Consider the following 22,816-nt stretch of genomic DNA (forward strand, 5'->3'; position numbering starts at 1 on the left):
ACTGCAGGGGCGACCCTGTGGGAGAGTAGGACACCGCCGGACACCCATTCAACGAACGCCCCCGAGCCACACGGCCGGGGGCGTTCGTGCTTTAACACGCCACTCCCGGTGGAGAGCCGCCGGGAGCGCCGCCGGCGCCGACGGCGAACGATGCCCGCGGCGAGCCGGCTCAGCGGCCGGCGCGCGAGGGCGGCACGTCGAACCCGAGCAACCGGATCCGGGGGTGTCCCGCGGCATCCGATTCCGTCGCCCACGGATAGACGATCGTCGTCACCGTGCAGTTGCCGAGCACGGGCAGCAGGTCCCGATAGCCGTCCGGATCCATGCCCGCGAGCTCGCAGAAGAGCAGGCGGATGAGCGTCGCGTGCGCGACGATGAGAATGCGGCCGTCGGGGAACTCGTCGACGAGTTCGTCGAGGACCGGCAGGGCCCGCTCGATTCCGGCCCGCCCGGACTCGGCTGCCGGGAGCGGCGACGACGCCGGCGCACGGCAGAACGCCGCCCACTCGTCGGGGTAGCGCTCGGCGAGCTCGTCCGGCGTGAGCCCTTCGGCGACGCCGAAGTCGATCTCGACGAGCCGGGCATCCGTGCGAAGCGGCAGACCGGTGGTCTCGACGGAGGGGGCCGCCGAGCGTCGCGCACGGGAGAGCGTCGACGAGACGATCGCGTCGAGCTCGGCATCCACGGCCCAAGCGCCGAGGGCCGCCGCCTGCCCGAGTCCATGTCGGGTGAGCGCGACATCGGAGTTGCCGGCGTAGCGATGGTCGGCATGCCACACGGTTTCACCGTGCCGTGCGAGGAAGAAGGTGGTCACGTCGCCAGGCTACGACGCCCGGCGGATGGCGACGAGCGCGTCAGCCGCTGCGGTGGGAATCCGGATGGCAGCCGTCCCGGGATCCTCGCGCACAAGCTGCCGACGCGGACCGCGCTCAGACCGCGTTCCCTCGGGAATCCGCGAGCGAGCGCTCGAGCAGATCGCGCAGCACCGCGCGGTCGACACCGGTCAATCGGGTGAGGTAGAGGCACGCGGTGCTCGCCGTGTGCGGACCGAGGTCCTCCAGGAGCTCCGGCCAGCGCTCGGCGAAGCCGGTGGCCAGGTAGATCGTGTGCTTCGAGGCTCCCGGGGCGAACGCGAGGAGCGGGGATCGCCCGCCGTGGCCGGACTCGTAGCGGTACTCGAACTCGCCGAACCCGATGATCCGGCCCGCCCACACGACCGGTTCCTCGCCGCTGACCTCGGCGTGGAGTTCGAGCAACTCGTCGACCTCGGAGCGCCGGGGTCCGGTCGCCTTGTCGAGGACCGTCTCGACGGGGAGATCGGACGGGGTCATCGCCGGTTGCTTGGTCGCCATGGCCGTTCCTCCTCATGCGGATCTCCGTCGATGCTCGCATGCCGGCGCCACGAGCCGCGAGATTCGCTCCGCCCGCTGCCTCGCAGAGCCCGGCTCGGAAACCGGAAAACCCCGGCATGACCGGGGTTCTCGTTGTGGAGCCGATGACGGGAATCGAACCCGCGCTGTCTGCTTGGGAAGCAGAAGTTCTGCCATTGAACTACATCGGCGTGCGCCGCTCGCGCGGCGTCCGGATCATCCTAGCAACGGCGGACGGGATCGCCGCATCGGCGGCGCGCGGCGCTGCGGGCGGGACACGTGCCGCTGCGGGCATCCTGCTTCGGACAGGCTGAGGGCATGGGGAATCGCATCACAGGGATCGGCGCCGCCGTCGCGGTCGGCGCGGTGCTCGTGCTCGTCGGCTGCGCTGCACCGGGGGGTGCCGAGCTGAATCCGGCCGAACTCGCCGTGCGCGGACAGGCCGCGGACATCGCGCGGGAGATCGCGGGCATCGCCGATCAGAGCGGGCTCGAGGATCCGAGCGACGCGCTCCAGGAGTACGCGCGGCGGGCGGTCCCGGAACTCGTCGGGACCGGCGCGGGGCCGATGTCGTCCGGCGATCCGCGGATGCCGAGCCCCGTCGAGGCGGGCGGCTTGCGGCTCGTCGCCATCGAGCCCGCCGAGGATGCCGGGTGGAACGACCCGGTCGGCTCGCTCGTGCTCGCCACCGACATCAGGGTCCTCTCGAGCGAGGCCGGGGAGGAGCGGACGCGCTGCTTCCGGCTCGAGCTCGATCGATGGGGACCTGCGGCAGGGTGGGATGAGACGGCGGCGATCGCCGCGGACACCGAGTGCCCCGACGAGCTCGTGAGCGTCGAGCCCGAACCCGACGTACGGGCGATCATCGTGGTGCCGGAGAACGCCGAAGCCGTCGCGACCGCCGTGCTCGCGGGGGCGGGCGAGGAGACTGCGGCCGAGCTCGAGCAGGCGGTCGCGGCGCAGCTCGCCGTTCCGACGGGCGAGCGAGAGATCGCGGCAGCGGTGCACGTGGAGCGCGAGGGCGAACGCATCGGACTGGCGATGGGCGACGCGGACGACTGCCTGCTGCTGCGTGCCGAGAGCGGCACCGTCGATCGCCTCCACCTCGCGCCCGAGCAGCTCCAACCGGGCGAGCTCGGCTGCGCGTCGTCGACGGCGCTGCTCGACGACGACGCGCTGGCGCCGCCGCACTGAGCCGTCGCCGCTCGGGGCCGTCGCCGTGGGACGCGACGGGACCCGCTCCCGCCGTCCGTCTCCGGACGCCGACACGTGCGCGGAGCATCCGCGGACGCCCTTGTAGGCTGGCCGGGTGCTGCTCTCGGATCGCGACATCAAGGACGAAATCGAGCGCGGGCGCGTCGCCCTCGAACCGTGGGATGCCTCGATGGTGCAGCCCTCGTCGGTCGACGTGCGGCTCGATCGGTACTTCCGGCTGTTCGACAACCACAAGTACCCCTTCATCGACCCGGCCGAGGACCAGCCGGAGCTGACGCACCTCCTCGAGGTCGGCGCCGACGAGGCGTTCGTGCTGCACCCCGGCGAGTTCGTGCTCGCGTCCACGTACGAGTCGGTGTCGCTGCCCGACGACGTCGCCGCGCGCCTCGAGGGCAAGAGCTCGCTCGGCCGGCTGGGCCTGCTCACCCACTCGACGGCGGGCTTCATCGACCCGGGTTTCACCGGCCACGTCACGCTCGAGCTCTCGAACGTCGCGACGCTGCCGATCAAGCTCTGGCCGGGCATGAAGATCGGGCAGATGTGCTTCTTCCGGCTCTCGTCGCCGGCCGAGCGCCCGTACGGCTCGGCCGAGTACTCGAGCCGCTATCAGGGCCAGCGGGGCCCGACGGCCTCGCGCTCGGCGCAGAACTTCCACCGCGTGGACGTCTCCGTCACCGACGCCGGCGCGACCGGCGCCTGACTCGCCGTGGCCCGGCCGGCGGGAGGCGCCCCGAGCATCACCGCGGTCGTCACGGCGTTCGACCAGGGTGAGCTCGTCGCCGACGCCGTCGCCTCGGTCCGGCGCCAGACGCTCCGGCCGGTCGAGATCCTCGTGGTCGACGACGGGTCGACGGATGACGCTTCGCTCGCGGTCCTCGACCGGCTCGCGGCCGATCGCGGCCTCGGATGCCGGGTGCTGCACCGCCCGAACGGCGGCGTGAGCGCGGCCCGCAACACGGGCATCGCCGCGGCGGGGACGGCACTCGTCGCGGTGCTCGACGGCGACGACGCGTTCGCACCGACGTTCCTCGAGCGCACGGCGGCCCTGCTCGACGAGCAACCGGAGCTCCGTGCGGCCTCGTCGTGGCTGCACGCGCACGGCGCGATCGACGCCGTCGTGCGGCCAGCGGGCGGCACTGCCGTCCACTTCCTGCACCGCAACGCCGCCCCCGCGGCCGTGCTGCTGCGGCGGGACGCCTGGGCCGCGTGCGGCGGGTACGACGAGTCGATGCGCTCCGGGTTCGAGGACTGGGACTTCTTCCTCGCGCTGCTCGCCGACGGCGGGGCGATCGGGATCGTGCCCGAGCCCCTCATCGAGTACCGCACCGCGCCCGCATCCTCGAATCTGCGCTCGATGGCCGGGCGGCTCGATCGCTACGGCGAGCTCATCGACCGGCATCGGCCGCTCTTCGAGCGCCACCTCCGGGAGGCGCTGCTCGCGCTGGAGGCTCGGGCGATCGCCGCCGACGGACGCTGGGAGGACCTCGTCGCCGCCGATCCCGCGCTCGAGGTCGGCGAGGTGAGCTACGGCGACGGCGGCATGGCGGCCGCCGTGCGCATCGCGACTCGTCGGGCCGCGCGGCCGACGGACTGACACGAGCCCGACCGCCCGAGGATCGACACCCTCGAGTGCGGTGTCGTAACGACCGTCGGGTGCATGCGCCTCAGGCGCTCGCGCGGACGACCAGCTCGGTCGGCAGGATGACGGGCCGGCGCGGGACGCCGTCGACGACGTCGAGGAGCATCCCGACCATGGTCTCGCTGATGCGGTCCCACGGCTGTCGCATCGTCGTGAGCGGCGGCTCCTGCGCGGCGGCGATCCCCGAATCGTCGAAGCCGGCGACGGCGAGGTCCTCGGGCACGCGGATGCCCGCCTGCCGGAGCGCCGAGAGCGCACCGGCCGCCATGAGGTCGGAGGCCGCGAAGACGGCGTCGATCCCGGCGTCCCGTCCGAGGAGCCGGGTCATCGCGCTCGCGCCGGACGCGAAGCTGTAGTCGCCCGCCTCGACGAGCAACGGGTCGAAGGCGTTACCGAGGGCCTCCCGAAACCCCTCCAGCCGGTAGCGCCCGCCGGGGGTGTCCACGGGGCCCGCGATCATCGCGATGCGGCGGTGCCCCTGGCCCAGGAGGTGGCGCGTCATCGCCCGGGCGGAGGCGGCTTCGTCGATGCTCACCGTCGGGACCTCGCCCGGCAGTCCCAGCAGCTGTCCGCAGCTCACCGTCGACACGCCCGCGCGGCGGAGGGATGCGGGCAGCGGGTCCGACTCGTGCGGGGAGACGAGCAGCACGCCGTCCACGTGCCCCGCGCTGACGTACTCCTGGACCCGAGTCCGTTCGGCCGCGGTGCCGGCGACGAGCAGCACGAGGGTCTTGCCTCGTGCCGCCAGTGCGGCGGCCGCGCCGCGCAGCAGCAGCGCGAAGTTCGGGTCGCTGAAGAGCAGATGCTGCGGCTCGGTCAGGAGGAACGCCACCGAGTCGGCGCGGCCGGTGGCGAGGCTGCGGGCGTGGTGGTTGGCGGTGAAGCCGGTGGCGGCGATCGCGGTCTCGACCGCCCGGCGTGCATCCGGCGACACCCAGCGCCCGCCGTTGACGACGCGCGAGACGGTCGTCCGGGAAACGCCCGCGACGCTCGCGACATCGCGGATCGTGGGTTTCCGGCGCATCGGCGCGAGCTCGTCCATGTCAGGCGACTGTACCGGGCGGACCTGGGACCGGTCACATTCCGATAACGGACACAATCCCGCATTTCCATTCCAGCGCGGGGTGTTGCACACTGGGACCGGTCACAGTCGCGATCCGAAGGAGCATCCAGTGCCGGCAACACCCCCGCTTCCGAGCGCTCTCGGGATCGCCTACGGCGGCGACTACAACCCCGAGCAGTGGCCCCGCGAGGTATGGGATGAGGACGTCCGCCTCATGCGCGAGGCCGGAGTCAACCTCGTCTCGGTCGGCATCTTCTCGTGGGCGCTCATCGAGACCGACGAGCACGTCTTCGACTTCGCCTGGCTCGACGAACTGCTCGACCTGCTGCACGCCAACGGCATCGCCGTCGACCTCGGCACCCCGACCGCCGCGCCGCCCGCCTGGTTCTGGACCAAGTACCCCGAGGCGCGTCCGCTCCAGCGCGACGGACGCCTGCACGGCCCCGGCTCGCGCGGCATGGCCTCGCACTCCTCGCCCGCCTACCGCGAGGCGATCGTCCGCATCGCGAGCGCCCTCGCCGACCGCTACGCCGACCACCCCGCCGTCGTGCTCTGGCACGTCCACAACGAGTACGGCGTGCCCGTCGGCGAAGACTTCGGCCCGGCGTCCATCGCCGCCTGGCGCGAGTGGCTGCAGGAGCGCTACGGCGACCTCGACGGCCTCAACGCCGCCTGGGGCACCGCGGTCTGGGGCCAGCACTACAGCGCGTGGGAGCAGATCCAGGCGCCGATCGACACGGCGTCGGTGCCGAACCAGTCGCAGTCGCTCGACTGGGCCCGCTTCACCGACCACCGCATCCGCGAGTGCTTCATCCTCGAGCGCGATGCGATCCGCGCCCGCGCGAGCCAGCCGATCACGACGAACTTCATGGCCAACCAGTCGTGGAACACCGACCTCTGGGCGTGGGCCCAGGAGGTCGACATCGTCGCCGACGACCACTACCTCGTGGCCGCCGACCGCGACAACCACCTCGGCCTGGCCATCGCGGCCGACCTGACCCGTTCCGTCGGCGGCGGCAAGCCGTGGATGCTCATGGAGCACTCGACGGGCGCCGTCAACTGGCAGGAGCGCAACGTCGCGAAGCTCCCCGGCGAGCTCGCCCGCAACTCCATGACGCACCTCGCCCGCGGCGCCGACGCCGTCATGTTCTTCCAGTGGCGCGCCTCCCGGCTCGGGCCGGAGAAGTTCCACTCGGCGATGCTGCCGCACGCCGGCACCCGGTCGCGCGTCTGGCGCGAGGTCGTCGAGCTCGGCGCGACCCTCGGCTCGCTCGCCGAGGTGCGCGGCTCCGAGGTCGTCGCCGACGTCGCGGTGCTGTGGGACTGGGAGTCCATGTGGGCGCAGGAGCTGCCCTGGCGTCCCTCGATCGACCTCGGCTTCCGCCAGCAGGTGCGCGACTACTACGAGCAGCTCTGGGGCGACGGCATCACCGTCGACTTCGCGCTCCCCGGCCACGACCTCTCGAAGTACCGACTCGTGGTGGCGCCCGCGCAGTACCTGCTCAGCGTGGCCGACGCCGACAACCTCACCGAGTACGTCGCCCGCGGCGGCATCCTCGTCGTCGGGCCCTTCTCGGCCGTCGTCGACGAGCACGACCGCGTGCACGAGGGCGGCTTCGCCGCCCCGCTCGAGACGGTGCTCGGCCTCCGCGTCGAGGAGCACCTCCCGCTGCGGCTCGGCGACACGAGCGCGCTGGCCTGGGAGCACGACGGCGCCGCCCTCGAGCTCACCGCAGACGCGTGGAACGAGGCGATCGAGGCCGGGACGGCCGACGTCGTCGCCGCCTACTCGTCCGGCCCCGGCGTCGGAGGCGCCGCGATCACGCGGAACGTCCACGGCGCCGGCGCGGCCTGGTACGTGAGCGCCCGCCTCGACGGCACCGGCATCCGCACCGTCCTGCGGGCGGCCCTGGCGGATGCGGGACTCGCGCCCGCCGGTCATCCGGCCGGTCTCGAGGTCGTCACCCGGCGCGGTGCCGACGCCGACTACGTCGTCGCCGTGAACCACGCCGACGACGAGGCGCTGCTCGAGGTCGCGGGGGTGGAGCTCGGCTCCGGCACCGAGACCGACGGCGCGCTCCGGATCCCCGGCGGCACGGTCGCCGTGGTCCGCACGGCGCAGCCCGCCGAGAGGGGGTGGTCTCCCATCCTGACGACGACCGCGCGCTCCGGCGCGTGAGGTCGGCCGTCCTCGGACGGCGCGATCCACCAGCACAGACAACCGAATACCCCGTCGAGCCGAACCCGGCTCGGCACCACGACCGGTCGTGACGGCGCGACACCGACGTTCGCGCGGCGACCCACATGGAAGGAACCACCATGCGGAAGTACCTGGGACTCGGCGCGCTCGCTCTCGCGTCCTCCCTCATCCTCGCCGGCTGCGCCGGCGGCGGCGACTCGGAGACGACGGACGACGCCTCGGGCGCGACCCTCACCATCTGGACCGACGAGGAGCGCTCGCAGGCGATCACCGACGCCGCGGCCGCCTTCGAGGAGGAGACCGGCACCAAGATCGAGCTCGTCCAGAAGAACTTCGAGGACATCCGGGCGGACTTCATCGCCCAGGTCCCCACGGGCGAGGGCCCCGACATCACCGTCGGCGCGCACGACTGGCTGGGCGCGCTCGTCGCCGCGGGCGTCGTCGACACGATCGACCTCGGCGACAAGGCCGGCGAGTTCGAGCAGGTCGCCATCGACGCCATGACCTACGACGGCCAGCTCTACGCGCTGCCCTACTCGCTCGAGACGATCGCCCTCATCCAGAACACGGCCCTCGTCGGCGAAGACGCCCCGGCCACCTGGGACGACATGATCCAGAAGGGCCTCGCCTCCGGCGCGGAGCGCCCGCTCGTCATCAGCACCAACGGCGAGACCGGCGACGGCTACACGATGTACGGCTTCCAGACGTCCTTCGGCGCCCCCGTGTTCGTGCAGGACGACACCGGCTCGTACACCACCGAGGTCGGCATGGGCGGCGCGAACGGCGAGGCCTTCGCGACCTGGCTCGGCGCCAACGGCTCGGCCGGCACCGGCTACATCTCCACGACGGTCGACTACGACATCAACAACGAGCTCTTCAACTCGGGCAAGGCGGCCTACACGGTCCAGGGCCCGTGGGCGATCTCCTCGTACACCGACGTCGACGTCGCCGTGAACCCGATCCCGTCGGCCGGCGGCGAGACGGCTGCGCCGTTCGTGGGCGTGCAGGGCTTCTACGTGAGCTCGGAGTCCAAGAACGCCCTGCTCGCGCAGGACTTCCTCGTGAACTACCTCGGCACCGAGGACGCACAGCGCGCCCTCTACGAGGCCGACCCGCGCATCCCGGCGTGGTCGTCCCTCGCCGAGGAGGTCTCCTCCGACCCGATCATCGCGGGCTTCGTCGAGTCCTCGAAGAACGGCGTGCCCATGCCCTCGATCCCCGAGATGGGTTCGGTGTGGGACCTCTGGAACGCCGCTGAGACGCAGATCATCAACGGCGCCGACCCCGTCGCGACGTGGAACAAGATGGTCACCGACCTCGAGGCCGCGATCGCCGGCTAGTCCGCTGCGGGCCGGCGACGCTGATCCGCCGTCGGCCTGCTCCGGATGCTGCGCGCCGCGCGCCGCCCGAAGCGTTCGTCGCGCAGTATCCGAAGCACCACGCAGTCAGCACCACGCAGTCAGCACCACGCACAGCACCACCGCAGCCAGCACCACCGCTGGGAGAAGGAGTCGAAGTGACGCTTCAGGAGCGCACCGAGCAGCAGCAGCGTCCGGACCCGGACGCGCGCGAGTCCCACGCTCGCAGCTGGCGGGGACCCGGCTGGGGCTTCATCGTCAAGCTCGTGCTGATGGCGCTCGTCAACGCCTTCGGCCTGATGGTGATCTTCTCCGCGATCGGCTCGGAGTCCTGGCTCATCGCCGGCGTGATGATCGCGCTGCTCGTCATCGCCGACGTCGTCTACTTCACCAAGAAGGCGCTGCCGCTCAAGTACCTGCTGCCGGGCCTGTCGTTCCTCTTGATCTTCCAGGTCTTCATCTTCGTGTACACGGGCTACATCGCCTTCACGAACTACGGCAGCGGTCACGCGGGCACGAAGGAGCAGGCCGTCAACGCCGCCCTCATCCAGGGCGAGCGGCGCGTCGAGGACTCGCCCACCTATCCCCTCTCGGTCGTCCGCGGCTTCGGCGGCGAGCTCGGCTTCGCCGTGGTCGACGGCGACGGCGACGTGCAGGTCGGCACCGAGACGCAGCCGCTCGAGCAGGTCGAGGATGCCGAGATCGGCAGCACCGGCGCCCCGACCGAGGTCGCCGGCTGGACCGTCGTGCCCCGCACCGAGGTGCTCACCGACCCGGCCATCCAGGAGGACGTCGTCGCGCTCCGCGTGCCCGTCTCCGACGACCCGAACGACGGCTCCGTCCGCACGCGCGACGGCACCACCGGCTCGATCTACCTCTCCACCCTCGTGTGGGACGAGGCGGCCGACACCATCACCGACACCGAGACCGGCACGGTCTACCACGCGACCGACCGGGGCTCCTTCGTCTCCGAGGACGGCGAGCGGCTGCCCGCCGGCTGGTACGTGAACGTCGGCTTCGACAACTTCGCACGGCTCTTCACCGACCCGGCGCTCGCCGGCGCGCTGCTCTCGGTGACGGCGTGGACGTTCGCCTTCGCGATCCTCTCGGTCGCGATCAGCTTCGGGCTCGGCCTGCTCTTCGCGCTCGTCTACAACGACCCGCGGGTGCGCGGCCGCCGCTTCCTCCGCACGCTGTTCATCCTCCCGTACGCGTTCCCGGCGTTCATGGCCGCACTGCTCTTCCGCGGCATGTTCAACGCGGAGTTCGGCATCATCAACGACCTGTTCTTCTTCGGGGCCGACATCAACTGGCTCGGCGATCCGTGGCTCGCGCGCGGCGCCGTGCTGTTCGTCAACATCTGGCTGTCGTACCCGTACTGGTTCCTCGTCTGCACGGGCGCGCTCCAGTCGCTGCCGGCCGACACGCTCGAGGCCGCCTCGATCGACGGCGCCGGACGCAGCCGCCAGTTCCGCGCGATCGTGCTGCCGCTGCTGCTCGTCTCCACCGGGCCGCTGCTCATCTCGTCGTTCGCGTTCAGCTTCAACAACTTCACCGTCATCTACATGTTCAACAACGGCGGTCCCGGCATACCCGGGGCTCCGTACGCGCTCGGCGCGACCGACATCCTGATCTCGGCGATCTACGACATCGCCGGCGTCAGCCAGGGCGCTGCGGACTTCGGCCTCGCCAGCGCGCTCTCGATCATCGTGTTCATCGTGGTGGGCGTCATCTCGGCCCTCGCCTTCCGACAGACCCGCAAGCTGGAGGAGTTCTGATGTCCGCAGCCACCACCGAGCGCACCCCGTCGCGCACCCGGACCCGTCGTCGTCGTTGGATCGCCGAGGTCGGTTGGAAGTACGTCTTCGCCGCCGCGATCATCTTCTTCGCGGTGTTCCCGCTGGTGTACATCCTCTCGGCGTCGCTCAACCCGAAGGGCTCGCTCGCGGGCAGCTCCGAGCTCTTCAGCACGGTGTCGCTGGAGAACTACACGGCGCTCTCGGACACGTACTACTGGACCTGGGTGGCCAACACCCTCATCATCGGCGTCACCGCGTCGATCGGCGCGGTGCTCATGGGCGCCGCGGCGGCGTACGCGTTCTCCCGCTTCCGGTTCACCGGTCGCCGCGTCGGGCTCACGACGCTGCTGCTCGTGCAGATGTTCCCGCAGGCGCTCGCGTTCGTGGCGATCTTCCTCATGCTCCTCGCGATCGGCGAGGTCGTGCCGGCGCTCGGCCTGAACTCGAAGATCTCGCTCATCTGCATCTATCTCGCTGGCGCGCTCGGCACGAACACGTTCCTGATGTACGGCTTCTTCAACACGATCCCGATGGAGATCGACGAGTCGGCCAAGATCGACGGCGCGAGCCACGCCCAGATCTTCTGGCGGCTCATCTTCCCGCTCGTCGTGCCGATCCTCGCCGTCGTCGGGCTGCTGGCGTTCGTCGCGGCCTTCGGCGACTACATCATCTCGAGGATCGTGCTCGTCTCCGAGGACAACTGGACCCTGGCGGTCGGCATGTACCAGTGGGTGTCGAACCAGCTGAGCTCGAGGTGGGGCCTCTTCGCCGCCGGCGCGATCATCGCGGCCATCCCCGTTCTCGTGATCTTCTTCGCGCTCCAGCGCTACATCGTCGGCGGGCTCACCGCCGGCGCCGTCAAGGGCTGAGCCGACGGGCATCCGAGCGGATGCCCTGACGCCGACGCCCCCGCAGACCCCCTGCAGTACCCGCACCGCCCTCGCGGCCCGGCACCGGCCGGGCCGCGAGGTATCCCGGTCGCGCCCGAACGCGCCCGCGAGTCCCTGTTGATCGATGGAGATCGGAGCATCCTCATGCGCACTGTCCGCACCCTCGGCGTCGGCGCCCTCGCGGCCGCCCTCGCCGTCCCGCTGACCGGGGCACTCCCGGCCGCGGCCGACGACGGACCGGTGGAAGCCGGCATCGTCGTCGACAAGGTCGAGAACCTGCCGGCCGACTTCATGAACGGCGTCGACGTCTCGAGCGTGCTCTCGCTCGAGGAGTCGGGCGTGGTCTTCCGCGACGCGGACGGGCAGCCCGCCGACCTCTTCGACGTCCTCGCCGATGCCGGCATCACCGACGTGCGCGTGCGCGTCTGGAACGACCCGTTCGACGCGGCCGGCAACGGCTACGGCGGCGGCGACGTGGACGTGGACCGCGCCGTCGAGATCGGGGAGCGGGCGACCGCGGCCGGGCTCGGCGTGCTCGTCGACTTCCACTACTCCGACTTCTGGGCCGACCCGGCCAAGCAGCAGGCGCCGAAGGCGTGGGCGGGCTACACGGTCGCGCAGACCGCGACCGCCGTCGGCGAGTACACGACCGCCGCGCTGCAGCAGTTCGAGGACGCCGGCGTCGACGTGGAGATGGTGCAGATCGGCAACGAGACCAACAACGCCGTCGCGGGCGTGAGCGGCTGGGACGGCATGGCGCAGGTCTTCTCGGCCGGGTCGGCCGCCGTGCGCAGCGTGCTGCCGGACGCCGAGGTCGCGCTGCACTTCACGAACCCCGAGCGCGCGGGCTTCTACGCGAGCGTCGCGGCCGCCCTCGACGCCCGCGGCGTCGACTACGACGTGTTCGCCTCCTCGTACTACCCGTACTGGCACGGCACGATCGACAACCTCACGAGCGTGCTCTCGCAGGTCGCCGACACGTACGGCAAGGACGTCCTCGTCGCGGAGACCTCGTGGGCGTCCACGCTCGAGGACGGCGACGGCCACACCAACACCATCGACCTGGCGAGCGAGGCGACGCAGTACCCCGTGAGCGTGCAGGGCCAGGCGAACGCCGTCCAGGACGTCATCAAGGCGGTCGCCGACGTCGGCGAGCACGGCATCGGCGTCTTCTACTGGGAGCCCGCCTGGCTGCCCGTCGGCCCGGCCTCGGACGTCGCGGCGAACGCCGTGAAGTGGGAGCGGGACGGTTCCGGCTGGGCGACGAGCTACGCCGGCGAGTACGACCCCGAGGACGCCGGCCAGTGGTACGGCGGCTCCGCGTGGGACAACCAGGCGCTCTTCGCGTTCGACGGCACCCCGCTCGAGTCGCTCAACGTCTTCGCCTACGCCCGCACGGGCGCCGTCGCCCCGCTCGAGGTCACCGCGGTGCGGCCGGTCTCGCTGACGGTCGCCGAGGGCGAGACGCTCGCGCTGCCCGCGACCGTCGAGGTCGAGTACAACGACGGCTCGGTCGCTGCCGAAGCCGTGACGTGGTCGGGCGCCGCGGACTGGATCTCGGGCCCCGGCTCGTACACCGTCTCCGGCACGACCGCGAGCGGTCACGCCGCGACGGCCGCGGTCGTCGTGCTCGCCGAGAACCTCCTCGCCAACCCCGGCTTCGAGGACGGCGCGACCGGCTGGACCGCAACCGGCACCGGCGTGACCGTCGGCGCCTGGGACGACCCGAAGAGCGGTGTGCGCTCGACGCACTTCTACTCCGGCGCCGCGTACTCCTTCACGCTCTCGCAGCAGGTGAGCGGCATCGAGCCGGGCGAGTACGTCGCACGGGCGGCGCTCCAGGGCGGCGGCGCGGATGCCTCGGCGACCGCGAACCTCGTGCTCGCTTCCGGCGGCGCCGGCGCGGCCGCGCCGTTCTCGTTCGACGGCTGGCGCGTGTGGTCGACGCCGCAGACGGCGGCCGTGACCGTCGGCGCCGACGGCATCGCCGATGTGCGCATCGAGCTCTCGCTCCCCGCCGGGGCGTGGGGCACGATCGACGACGTCGAGCTCGTGCACGCACCCGCGGCGCCCGCCGACACCGCGGCCCTCGTCGCGGCGGTCGCCACCGCCGAGGGCGTCGCGCGCGACGCCTTCACGCCCGAGTCGGTCGCCGCGCTCGACGCCGCGGTCGAGATCGCCGAGGTCGTCCTCGGGGCGCAGTCGCCCGCGCAGAGCGCCGTCGATGCGGCCCGCACGGGGCTCGAGTCCACCCTCGCCGGGCTCGTCGCCGTCGGGGAGGCTCCCGACCCCGTCGTCGCCCCGGCCGCCGTCGAACTCGTCGACGGCGACCCGATCGTGCTGCCCGCGACCGTCTCGGTGCGTTACCCGAACGGCACGACGGCGTCGCGCGCGGTGACGTGGAGCGGCGCCGAGACGATCGTCGGCGTCGGAGAGTTCACGCTCGCCGGCGTGACGGAGGACGGTCTCGCCGCGACCCTCGCGGTCACCGTGCTCGAGCGCAACCACGCGCTCGACCCCGGGTTCGAGGATGCCGCGTCGACCGCGTGGACCGTCGCCGGCACCGGCGGCACGATCGGTGCGAGCGACAACGCCGCCGCGGGCTCGCGCGCGCTCGTGCTCTGGTCCGACGCGGACTACGCCGGCTCGGCGACGCAGGTCGTCGCCGGGCTGCCGGCCGGAACCTACGTGCTGCGCAGCACCGTGCAGGGCGACGCCGAGCAGGCGGGCGACGAACTGCGCATCTCGGCGACGGTCTCACAGGCCGACGCCGCGTCGCTCACGGCGCGCGCCGCGACGCTCGAGCGTCAGGCCGCGAGCCTCCGCTCGGCCGCCGCACCGCTGGACGCCGCCGCCGCGAAGCTCGAGAAGCTCGGCCTGAAGGTGCTCGCGAAGCCGCTGCGCCTCGCCGCCGACCTGCTCGAGTCGCGCGCCGCGACGCTCGAAACCCAGGCTGCCGGGCTCCGCGCCGACGCGGCGGACGAGGTCGCGGTGGCACCGATCGCCCTCGACGGCTGGAACGAGTTCCGCACGGCCGAGACCGCGGGCTTCCGCGTCGACGCCGGCGACTCGGTCTCGATCGCGATCGAGTGGGACCTCACGGCCGGCGCCTGGGGCGCCGTCGACGAGGTGCGGCTGGTGCGCGTGGGCGACTGAGCCCGCTTCCGTCGCTGGTCGAGTAGCGACGAAGGAGCGTATCGAGACACTCGCGGGGCAGGTCCCCTGGTCTCGATACGCTCCGCTACTCGACCGGCGTGCAGTCGCTGGTCGAGTAGCGACGAAGGAGCGTATCGAGACAGTCGCGGGGCAGGTCGCCTGGTCTCGATACGCTCCGCTACTCGACCGCGTGCGGTCGCTGCTCGACCGGCGGTCCGGGCCGGCTCAGCGGCCGATGACGAGCAGCAGGCTCGTGTCGCCGCAGGCCTGCAGCGTCGTGGCGCCGTCGAGCACGACCGGGCCGGATGCCTCGTGCGCCCGGTCGCGCGCCGCGGCGAAGCCGTCGCGGCGCAGCAGGGCGCCGGTGGCGAGCCGGGCATCGGCGGAGGCAATGATGCGACCCGAGGCGTTCACGAGCGTCGCGGGCTGGCCGGACGCCTCCATGACGGGCAGCAGCACCCGCTCCAGCCGCTCGACGTAGAGGTCGGCGCCGACGACGGCGGCCATGATGCCCGCGAAGCGCACCGGGGTGGTGATCGTCACGGTGTAGTCGTCGGTGCAGAGGTAGTCGACGTAGGGCCCGGTGACGTGGCTGCGCCCTTCGCGCAGCGGCCCGCGCCACCACTCGAGCGCGGTGTGGTCGCGGAACGCGTCGGCCTCGGGGTCGGTCTCGACGGCGAGGCGCCGCAGCTCGCCGGAGCCGGCGGACTGCCACCAGGCGAGATGCCAGGGCCGGTCGGCCAGGAAGTGCGGCGCGGCGACGAGTCCGGCGCCGGTGACGAGCGAGTCGGGCTCCTGGAGCGCGGGCGCGACGAGGTCGTGGACGAGCGGATCGAGCTCGGCCGCGGTGGGCGGCAGATGCGCGTCGCCGAGGCGGGCGAGCGCGCCGCCGACGCGCTCGGCCCAGTCGTCGACGGCGGCGAACACCGGGTCGAGGACGGCCGCGATGCGCGTGGCGAGATCCCGTGCGGGCAGGTCGACGTCGACGTACATCCGCAGGCTCCTTCGAACGGTCAATCGGTGGGTGGGAGTGTGCCGCCCCCGGATGACGGCGATGTTTCGGTCCGGGCCGCCGCGTCGAGGCGGTGCTTCTCGTCGATGAGCCACTCGGTGGCGGATCGGATGTGCTCGACGGTGCGGTGCCGCGCCGCGTCGGCGTCGCCGGCCCGGATCGCGGCGATGACGCCTCGGCGCACCTCGTGGGCGCGGTCGCGGCGTGCGGGTTCGCGCAGGCTCAGCCAGAGCAGCGAACCGGTCTCGGCCTGGATGCGCAGCTCCTCGCGCACGAGCCGGGGCGATTGGCTGATCGCCGCGACCTCGAGCTGGAACCGGCCCACGGCGCGGCGGGCGCCGGCCGTCGTGGCACGGTCGGCGGTGCGGTCGATCTCCTCGAGGGCCGCGAGGTCGTCGTCGCTCGCCCGGTCGACGGCGACCTCGGCCGCGGTGCCGGCGATGGCGCTCGCGAAGAGGGAGCGGTCGCGCAGTTCGATGCGGCTCGTGCCCCGCAGCCGCTCGGCGAGCATCCGCGCCGAGGCATCCGTGTCGAAGGTGACGAACGAGCCGCCTTCGCGCCCGCGCTTCGTCTGCAGGAGACCCTGGTCGCGGAGCGATTCGAGCGCTTCGCGGGCGGTCACGACCGCGACGCCGAGCGAGCGTGCGAGCTGGGATTCGCTCGGCAGCCGTTCGCCGTCGTGCAGCACGCCCGTGACGATCGCGTCCGTGAGCCGGCGGGCGACGAGCTCGGCGCGGCCGACGCCGTCGAGCGGCGAGAAGACGACCGCGCGCGCGGTGTCGGCCCGTCCGGTCGTGTGCGGCATCGCTTCCTCCTGCATCCGTGACACGACCGTAACACCGACCCCCTTGCCGCAACCATCTGGCTCCATATGATTACCGGTACGCGACCGAGAGGATGCCCATGAGCGACGCCGTCCCGGCGATCCGGCTGCGCGGACTGACCAAGGACTTCGGGTCCGTCACCGCCGTCGACCACGTCGATCTCGAGATCGCCGCGGGGGAGTTCTTCTCCATGCTCGGGCCGTCCGGCTCCGGCAAGACGACCGTGCTGCGGCTCATCGCGGGCTTCGAGCAGCCGACCGAGGGCGTCGTCGAGCTCTTCGGCCGCGACGTCTCCGGCAAAGCCCCGTTCGACCGCGACGTCAACACCGTCTTCCAGGACTACGCGCTCTTCCCCCACCTCAGCGTGCTCGACAACGTCGGCTACGGGCTGCGCGTGCGCGGGGTGCGCAAGCGCGAACGCGACGAGCGCGCCCGTGCCGCCCTCGCCTCCGTGCGCCTCGACGGCCTGGCCGACCGCAAGCCCGCCCAGCTCTCGGGCGGGCAGCGTCAGCGCGTCGCGCTCGCCCGCGCGACCGTCGTGCAGCCCAAAGCGCTGCTCCTCGACGAACCGCTCGGCGCCCTCGACCTCAAGCTCCGCGAGCAGATGCAGGTCGAGCTCAAGCAGATCCAGCGGGACCTCGGCATCACGTTCATCTTCGTGACCCACGACCAGGAGGAGGCGCTCACGCTCTCCGACCGGGTCGCCGTCTTCCACGACGGCCGGATCGAGCAGCTCGGCACCCCGCAGGAGCTCTACGAGCAGCCCGCGACGAAGTTCGTCGCCGACTTCGTCGGCACGTCCAACCTCTTCGACGCCGAACGCTCGAGCGCGCTCCTCGGGCGCACCGGCGTCCACAGCATCCGCCCCGAGAAGCTCGTCGTCGCCCCGGCCGACGCGACCGCGCCGACCGGCGACGGGGAGCGGACGGCGGCCGGCACTGTCGTCGAGACGATCTACCTCGGCACCGGCAACCGCGTCGTCGTCGACCTCGACGGCGGCGCCCGCGTCAGCGTGCTCGAGCAGAACGACCGCCACCGCACCTTCGTCGACCGGCGCGGCGAACGCGTCCTGGTCGTCTGGCACGACGCCGACGTCGTCCCGCTGTCCAGCCCGTTGATCGAGTAGGCGCGCAGCGCCGTATCGAGATCCCGCACCTCGGCGCGCCCGGTCTCGATACGCGGCTTCGCCGCTACTCGACCCGCGAAAAGCGCACCACCCCCGGCACCGCCCACTGAGAGAAGGAGCAGCATCATGAAGCGCATCCATCGCACCGCGCGCCGCGGCGCGACGGTCGGACTCGCGATCGCCTCGATCGCCGTCCTGGCCGCCTGCGGCACCTCCGGCGGCGGCGGCACGGCCACCGACGAAGCCATGACCGAGCTCGGCGACACCGAAGGCACGGTCTCGCTCCTCGCCTGGCCGGGCTACGTCGAGGACGGCTCGAACGACCCCGAGGTCGACTGGGTCACGCCCTTCGAAGAGGCCACGGGCTGCGAGGTGACCTCGAAGGTCTACGGCACCTCCGACGAGGCGTTCAACCTCATGAAGTCCGGCGACTACGACGTCGTCGCCGCTTCCGGCGACGCGTCGCTCCGACTCGTCGCCGCGGGCGATGTCGCCCCCGTCAACACCGACCTGCTCGAGAACTACGACGGCATCTACGACTTCCTGAAGATGCAGCCGTGGAACTCGGTCGACGGCGTCTCGTACGGCATCCCCCACGGCTACGGTGCGAACCTGCTGCAGTACCGCACCGACCTCGTCACCCCGGCGCCCACGTCGTGGGACGTCGTCTTCGACGCCTCGGACGCTTACGCCGGCAAGGTGACCGCGTACGACTCGCCGATCTACATCGCCGACGCCGCCGTCTACCTCATGGCCCACGAGCCCGACCTCGGCATCGAGAACCCGTACGCGCTCGACCAGGAGCAGTTCGACGCCGCGGTGGAGCTGCTCAAGGCGCAGCGCGCGAACATCGGCGAGTACTGGAGCGACTACCTCAAGCAGGCCCAGGCGTTCACGACTGGCGACTCGGTCGTGGGCACGAGCTGGCAGGTCATCCAGAACTCCCTCGAGGCCGAGGGCGTGCCGACCGCGGTCGTGCTGCCCGACGAGGGCACCACGGGCTGGTCCGACACGTGGATGATCGCGTCGGAGGCGAAGAGCCCGAACTGCGCCTACGCGTGGCTGGACTACATCGCCAGCCCCGAGGCCAACGCGGCCGCGACCGGCTACTTCGGCGAGGCGCCCTCGAGCGACGCCGCGTGCGAGTTCCGCACCGACTGCGAGGCGTACCACGCGGGTGACGAGGAGTACGCGTCGCAGATCTGGTACTGGTCGACGCCCATCGCCGAGTGCCTCGACGGCCGCACCGACGTCGAGTGCGTCGACTACGCCGGCTGGACTGAGGCCTGGGCGGAGATCAAGGGCTAGCCGCATCCCCCACTCGCTGGTCGAGTAGTGCACCCCGTCCGTCGGTCGAGTAGCGCGAAGCGCGTATCGAGACCCCCGCAGGATGTCCCTTCCGGGCTCCGGCGGGCATCCTCACCGGGTCTCGATACGCTCCTTCGTCGCTACTCGACCTGCGGAACGAGCAAAGGAACCGCATGACCATCGCCGCACCGAGGCCGACGCTCGCGCGCCGCCTCTCCTCGACGCTGTCGACGCACCCGAGGGTGCGCCTCGCGCTGCTCATCACCGCGCCCGTCGCGTGGATGGCGATCGTCTACATCGTCGCCCTCGTGCTGCTGCTCGTGACGGCGTTCTGGTCGGTCGACAGCTTCACCGGGCAGATCACGACCGAGTTCACGTGGGACAACATCGTCGAGGTCGTGACCGGCGCGCTCTACCAGACGGTCACCCTGCGCACCGTCGGCGTCGCGCTGCTCGTGACGATCGTCGACGTCGTGATCGCGGTGCCGGTCGCGTTCTTCATGGCGAAGGTCGCGAGCGCCCGCTGGGAGCGCATCCTCATCGTCCTGGTGCTGCTGCCGCTCTGGGCGAGCTACCTCGTGAAGGCGTACGCCTGGCGGTCGGTGCTCTCGCAGGAGGGCATCCTGCAATGGCTGCTGACGCCGTTCGGCTTGGAGACCCCGGGCTACGGGCTCACCGCAGTCGTCATCACCCTCGCCTACCTCTGGCTGCCGTACGTGATCCTGCCGATCCACGCCGGATTCTCCCGCGTGCCCGACTCGATGCTCGAGGCCTCCGGCGACCTCGGCGCGAAGTCGTGGGCGACGCTGCGACTCGTCGTGCTGCCCCTCGTGTGGCCCTCGATCATCGCCGGCACGATCTTCAGCTTCTCGCTCTCGCTCGGCGACTACATCACGGTCAACATCGTCGGCGGCGCGAACCAGATGCTCGGCAACCTCGTCTACACGAACGTCGGCGCGGCGAACAACCTGCCGCTCGCGAGCGCGATCGCGCTCATCCCGATCGTCATCATCTTCGGCTACCTCGCCCTCGTGCGCCGCACGGGTGCGCTGAACAACCTCTAGGAGCAGGATGCGACTCTCGCGAACCACGCGCATCGCGCTCGGCGTCGTCACGGCGCTCGTGCTCGTCGTCGTGTACCTGCCGCTCGCCGTCGTGCTCGTCAACTCCTTCTCGACGTCGACGGCGCTCGCGTGGCCGCCGCCGGGCTTCACGCTCGAGTGGTGGGGGCGGGCGTTCCAGAGCGAAGGGGCGTTGGATGCCGTGCTCACGAGCGTCCTCGTCGCGATCGTCTCGACGGCGATCGCCCTCGTGCTCGGCACGCTCGTCTCGTTCGCCCTGCAGCGTTTCGCGTTCTTCGGGCGGGATGCGATCTCGCTCCTGTTCATCCTGCCCATCGCCTTGCCCGGCATCGTCACGGGCATCGCGCTCAACAACTTCTTCCGCACGATCATGGGGGTGCCGCTCTCGATCTGGACCGTCGTCATCGCCCACGCGACCTTCTGCATCGTGACGGTCTTCAACAACGTCATCGCGCGACTGCGCCGCCAGGGGACCTCGCTCGAAGAGGCCTCCGCGGATCTCGGTGCGGGCGTGTGGACGACCTTCCGGCTCGTGACGTTCCCGCAGTTGCGCGGTGCGCTGCTCGCCGGCGCCCTGCTGGCCTTCGCCCTGTCGTTCGACGAGATCATCGTGACGACGTTCACCGCGGGCTCCGGCGTGACGACGCTGCCGATCTACATCCTGAACAACATGTTCCGGCCGAACCAGGCGCCGGTCGTCTCGGTGATCGCGGTCGTGCTCGTGCTCGTGTCGATCATCCCGATCGCGATCGCGCAGAAGCTCGGCGGCGACACGAAACCCGGCCGATGACGGCGGTCGCCCAGGCCGATCAGCGCTCGTCCATGTCGCCCGTGGCCACCGGGCCGGCGGGGGCGTAGCGGAGCAGCACGGCGACCTCGCCCGCCTCGGGCGGACCGAGCGGCCGGAGCGTCGTCGGGGCGGAGCCCTCGGGGAAGACCCGTTTGCCCTGGCCGAGCACGAGCGGGTACACCCAGAGCTTCAGCTCGTCGAAGAGTCCCGCGTCGAAGAGCGAGTGCACGAAGTCGAGGCTGCCGATGACGTGCACCTCCTCGTGCCGCTCGCGGAGGGCGGCGACCTCGGCTGCGAGGTCGGGGCCGAGCTGCGTCGTGCCGGCCCACTCGAGAACGGGCGTCCCCCGCGAGGCGACGTATTTCGGGATGCGGTTGAAGAGGTCGGCGATCTCGAAGTCCTGGCCCGCGTGCTGCGGCCAGTACGCGGCGAAGATGTCGTAGGTCTTCCGGCCGAGCAGCAGCGCGTCCATGCGCTCCATGCCCTCGCCGACCTGGCGGCCGACGGCCTCGTCGAAGAGCGGCGCCTGCCACCCGCCGAACGGGAAGCCGCCCTCGGGGTCCTCCTCCGGCCCGCCGGGGGCCTGCGACACCCCGTCGAGCGTGGTGAACAAGTCGATCACGATGCGTCCGGTCATCCTCGGCCCCTCCGTCGTCGGCGTTCGCACGCTACCCGGAGCCCGCGCTTCCCGGAACCCCTCCAGCCGGGCGGCGTACACTCGCCCTCGTGCATCCGTTCACGACGCCCCTCGGGCGTGAGGAGGTCGCCGGCGCGCAGCGCGCCGGCACCAGAGTCCGCTGACCCCGCGGGCGGCCGATCCGGCTCCGCCCGCCCCTCCGGCGCGCCGTCGCGCTCGCCGGGATGCCTCGGCCGCGGCCCGCCGCACGGGCATCCGTCAACGCTCATCGACCTTCGCGCAGCGGCGCCGCCGCGCGCACCCGAAACGGAGAGAACTCCATGCTTCCCCTCACCGAGGCGCAGATCCGCGCCTCCTTCGTCAACGCCTCCAAGCGCGAGCGCGACCAGCTCGTGCTCCCCGCCGACTTCGGCGACCTCGACTGGGACCGGCGCGACTTCCTCGGCTGGCGCGACCGCAAGCAGCCCCAGGTCGGCTACGTCGTCGTCGAGCTCGACGGCGCACTCGTCGGCGTGCTGCTGCGCCAGACCGAGGCGCGCTCGCGCACCCGCCCGCAGTGCTCGTGGTGCGAGGACGTGCACCTGCCCAACGACGTCGTGTTCTACGGCGCTAAGCGCGCCGGCGCGGCCGGACGCAAGGGCGACACCATCGGCACCCTCGTGTGCGCCGACTTCGAGTGCTCGGCGAATGCGCGCAAGCGACCGCCGACGGCCTACATCGGCTTCGACGTCGAGGCGGCCCGCCTGCGCCGCATCGAGGCGCTCGCGGAGCACGTGCGGGCCTTCGTCGCGGACGTCGTCGGGGCCGAGTGAGCGTGGGGGGACCGGATGCCCGCATCCGGTCCCACCCGCCGGTCGAAGCGGATGCCGTCCCGGCCGGCGATCTGGCGAGCGGGGCGCCCGCCGGTCGGAGTAGCCTCAGAGCATCCGCGACCTGGGGGAGGTCGCCGGAAGGGGGAACCATGTCAGGTCCGCGTCCCGTCGGGGTCACGCTCGTCGCCGTCATCGCCTGGATCTCGGGCGCGCTGCAGATCGTGTCGGGGGTGTTCCAGCTCATCCCGGGCGGCGTGAGCATCTGGGGCGCGCTGTGGTCGATCCTGCTCGGCTTCATCACCATCGTCGTGAGCATCGGGCTGCTGCGCGGCGATCCCAGCGCCCGGACCATCGTGACGATCGTGTTCGTGCTGAACATCATCACGTCGGTGTTCCTGATCTTCGCCGGGTACTTCTGGACCGGCATCTGGTCGGCGGTGCTGCCGATCATCGGCATCGTGCTGCTCTTCACGAAGCGCGCGAACCGCTTCTTCGACTGATCCGCTCGCTCCGCCCCGTGCAGCCGGGGCGGGTT

The 22,816-nt window shown here is 71.7% G+C and carries 20 protein-coding genes and 1 tRNA gene; 14 read left to right on the forward strand and 7 right to left on the reverse strand.

Features of this window, described 5'->3' with window-relative positions:
* Window positions 1-169: 169 nt before the first annotated feature.
* The 3 genes from GB864_RS11480 to GB864_RS11490 all read right to left on the reverse strand — a co-directional run bounded on the left by GB864_RS11480 (window position 170) and on the right by GB864_RS11490 (window position 1,561).
* Complete coding sequence (locus GB864_RS11480) at window positions 170-814, reverse strand: histidine phosphatase family protein (RefSeq protein WP_160425154.1); 645 nt, start codon at window positions 812-814, stop codon at window positions 170-172.
* Between the two features lie 115 nt (window positions 815-929).
* Window positions 930-1,352 (reverse strand): DUF1801 domain-containing protein, encoded by a 423-nt coding sequence (locus GB864_RS11485; protein WP_160425156.1) that lies wholly within the window; start codon window positions 1,350-1,352, stop codon window positions 930-932.
* Between the two features lie 135 nt (window positions 1,353-1,487).
* Window positions 1,488-1,561 (reverse strand) — tRNA-Gly (locus tag GB864_RS11490).
* A 127-nt stretch (window positions 1,562-1,688) separates the two neighbouring features.
* Between GB864_RS11490 and GB864_RS11495 the strand changes: the two genes are divergently transcribed.
* The 3 genes from GB864_RS11495 to GB864_RS11505 all read left to right on the forward strand — a co-directional run bounded on the left by GB864_RS11495 (window position 1,689) and on the right by GB864_RS11505 (window position 4,179).
* Entirely contained in the window at window positions 1,689-2,564 is an 876-nt protein-coding gene (locus GB864_RS11495) for a hypothetical protein (protein ID WP_160425159.1), read from the forward strand.
* A 115-nt stretch (window positions 2,565-2,679) separates the two neighbouring features.
* On the forward strand, window positions 2,680-3,285 hold the full coding sequence (gene dcd, locus GB864_RS11500) for a dCTP deaminase (RefSeq protein WP_160425161.1): 606 nt from the start codon (window positions 2,680-2,682) through the stop codon (window positions 3,283-3,285).
* Window positions 3,286-3,291: 6 nt separating this feature from the next.
* A complete protein-coding gene (locus GB864_RS11505; protein ID WP_336603970.1) occupies window positions 3,292-4,179 on the forward strand; it encodes a glycosyltransferase family 2 protein in 888 nt (295 codons plus the stop codon).
* 70 nt (window positions 4,180-4,249) lie between these two features.
* Here GB864_RS11505 and GB864_RS11510 read toward each other — a convergent pair whose 3' ends face one another.
* Window positions 4,250-5,266: a LacI family DNA-binding transcriptional regulator gene (locus tag GB864_RS11510; RefSeq protein ID WP_160425163.1), complete on the reverse strand. Its 1,017-nt coding sequence runs from the start codon at window positions 5,264-5,266 to the stop codon at window positions 4,250-4,252.
* 130 nt (window positions 5,267-5,396) lie between these two features.
* On the opposite strand from GB864_RS11510, the gene GB864_RS11515 reads away from it, so the two are divergent.
* The 5 genes from GB864_RS11515 to GB864_RS11535 all read left to right on the forward strand — a co-directional run bounded on the left by GB864_RS11515 (window position 5,397) and on the right by GB864_RS11535 (window position 14,690).
* Window positions 5,397-7,466 carry a beta-galactosidase gene (locus GB864_RS11515; protein WP_336603971.1) on the forward strand — a complete coding sequence of 690 codons (2,070 nt, stop codon included), beginning with the start codon at window positions 5,397-5,399 and terminating at the stop codon, window positions 7,464-7,466.
* Window positions 7,467-7,606: 140 nt separating this feature from the next.
* Window positions 7,607-8,827, forward strand: coding sequence for a sugar ABC transporter substrate-binding protein (locus tag GB864_RS11520; protein ID WP_160425167.1), 1,221 nt, complete (start codon window positions 7,607-7,609; stop codon window positions 8,825-8,827).
* 176 nt (window positions 8,828-9,003) lie between these two features.
* The gene (locus tag GB864_RS11525) at window positions 9,004-10,623 is read left to right on the forward strand and encodes an ABC transporter permease subunit (protein WP_336603972.1); all 1,620 of its coding nucleotides are present in this window, start codon (window positions 9,004-9,006) and stop codon (window positions 10,621-10,623) included.
* Window positions 10,623-11,513, forward strand: coding sequence for a sugar ABC transporter permease (locus GB864_RS11530; RefSeq protein WP_160425170.1), 891 nt, complete (start codon window positions 10,623-10,625; stop codon window positions 11,511-11,513). The genes GB864_RS11525 and GB864_RS11530 overlap by 1 nt, the downstream gene beginning before the upstream one ends.
* A gap of 165 nt (window positions 11,514-11,678) precedes the next feature.
* A complete protein-coding gene (locus GB864_RS11535; protein WP_202107177.1) occupies window positions 11,679-14,690 on the forward strand; it encodes a glycosyl hydrolase 53 family protein in 3,012 nt (1,003 codons plus the stop codon).
* 225 nt (window positions 14,691-14,915) lie between these two features.
* Here GB864_RS11535 and GB864_RS11540 read toward each other — a convergent pair whose 3' ends face one another.
* Both GB864_RS11540 and GB864_RS11545 read right to left on the reverse strand, forming a co-directional pair.
* A complete protein-coding gene (locus GB864_RS11540) occupies window positions 14,916-15,683 on the reverse strand; it encodes a cache domain-containing protein (RefSeq protein ID WP_160425172.1) in 768 nt (255 codons plus the stop codon).
* Window positions 15,684-15,703: 20 nt separating this feature from the next.
* A complete protein-coding gene (locus GB864_RS11545) occupies window positions 15,704-16,507 on the reverse strand; it encodes a FadR/GntR family transcriptional regulator (RefSeq protein ID WP_160425175.1) in 804 nt (267 codons plus the stop codon).
* A 98-nt stretch (window positions 16,508-16,605) separates the two neighbouring features.
* On the opposite strand from GB864_RS11545, the gene GB864_RS11550 reads away from it, so the two are divergent.
* The 4 genes from GB864_RS11550 to GB864_RS11565 all read left to right on the forward strand — a co-directional run bounded on the left by GB864_RS11550 (window position 16,606) and on the right by GB864_RS11565 (window position 20,832).
* On the forward strand, window positions 16,606-17,652 hold the full coding sequence (locus tag GB864_RS11550; RefSeq protein WP_160425176.1) for an ABC transporter ATP-binding protein: 1,047 nt from the start codon (window positions 16,606-16,608) through the stop codon (window positions 17,650-17,652).
* 126 nt (window positions 17,653-17,778) lie between these two features.
* Window positions 17,779-18,960: an ABC transporter substrate-binding protein gene (locus GB864_RS11555; protein ID WP_160425178.1), complete on the forward strand. Its 1,182-nt coding sequence runs from the start codon at window positions 17,779-17,781 to the stop codon at window positions 18,958-18,960.
* Between the two features lie 173 nt (window positions 18,961-19,133).
* Window positions 19,134-20,024 (forward strand): ABC transporter permease, encoded by an 891-nt coding sequence (locus GB864_RS11560; protein WP_160425180.1) that lies wholly within the window; start codon window positions 19,134-19,136, stop codon window positions 20,022-20,024.
* Window positions 20,025-20,031: 7 nt separating this feature from the next.
* Window positions 20,032-20,832: an ABC transporter permease gene (locus tag GB864_RS11565; RefSeq protein ID WP_160425182.1), complete on the forward strand. Its 801-nt coding sequence runs from the start codon at window positions 20,032-20,034 to the stop codon at window positions 20,830-20,832.
* Between the two features lie 19 nt (window positions 20,833-20,851).
* Here GB864_RS11565 and GB864_RS11570 read toward each other — a convergent pair whose 3' ends face one another.
* Complete coding sequence (locus GB864_RS11570) at window positions 20,852-21,469, reverse strand: dihydrofolate reductase family protein (RefSeq protein ID WP_160425185.1); 618 nt, start codon at window positions 21,467-21,469, stop codon at window positions 20,852-20,854.
* A 320-nt stretch (window positions 21,470-21,789) separates the two neighbouring features.
* Between GB864_RS11570 and GB864_RS11575 the strand changes: the two genes are divergently transcribed.
* Both GB864_RS11575 and GB864_RS11580 read left to right on the forward strand, forming a co-directional pair.
* Window positions 21,790-22,281, forward strand: coding sequence for an FBP domain-containing protein (locus GB864_RS11575; protein ID WP_160425188.1), 492 nt, complete (start codon window positions 21,790-21,792; stop codon window positions 22,279-22,281).
* Between the two features lie 149 nt (window positions 22,282-22,430).
* Window positions 22,431-22,781, forward strand: a complete 351-nt coding sequence (locus tag GB864_RS11580; protein ID WP_160425189.1) for a hypothetical protein — start codon at window positions 22,431-22,433, stop codon at window positions 22,779-22,781.
* Window positions 22,782-22,816: the final 35 nt, after the last annotated feature.

This window comes from Agromyces seonyuensis (genome assembly GCF_009789225.1).
GTDB classification, from domain to species: domain Bacteria; phylum Actinomycetota; class Actinomycetes; order Actinomycetales; family Microbacteriaceae; genus Agromyces; species Agromyces seonyuensis.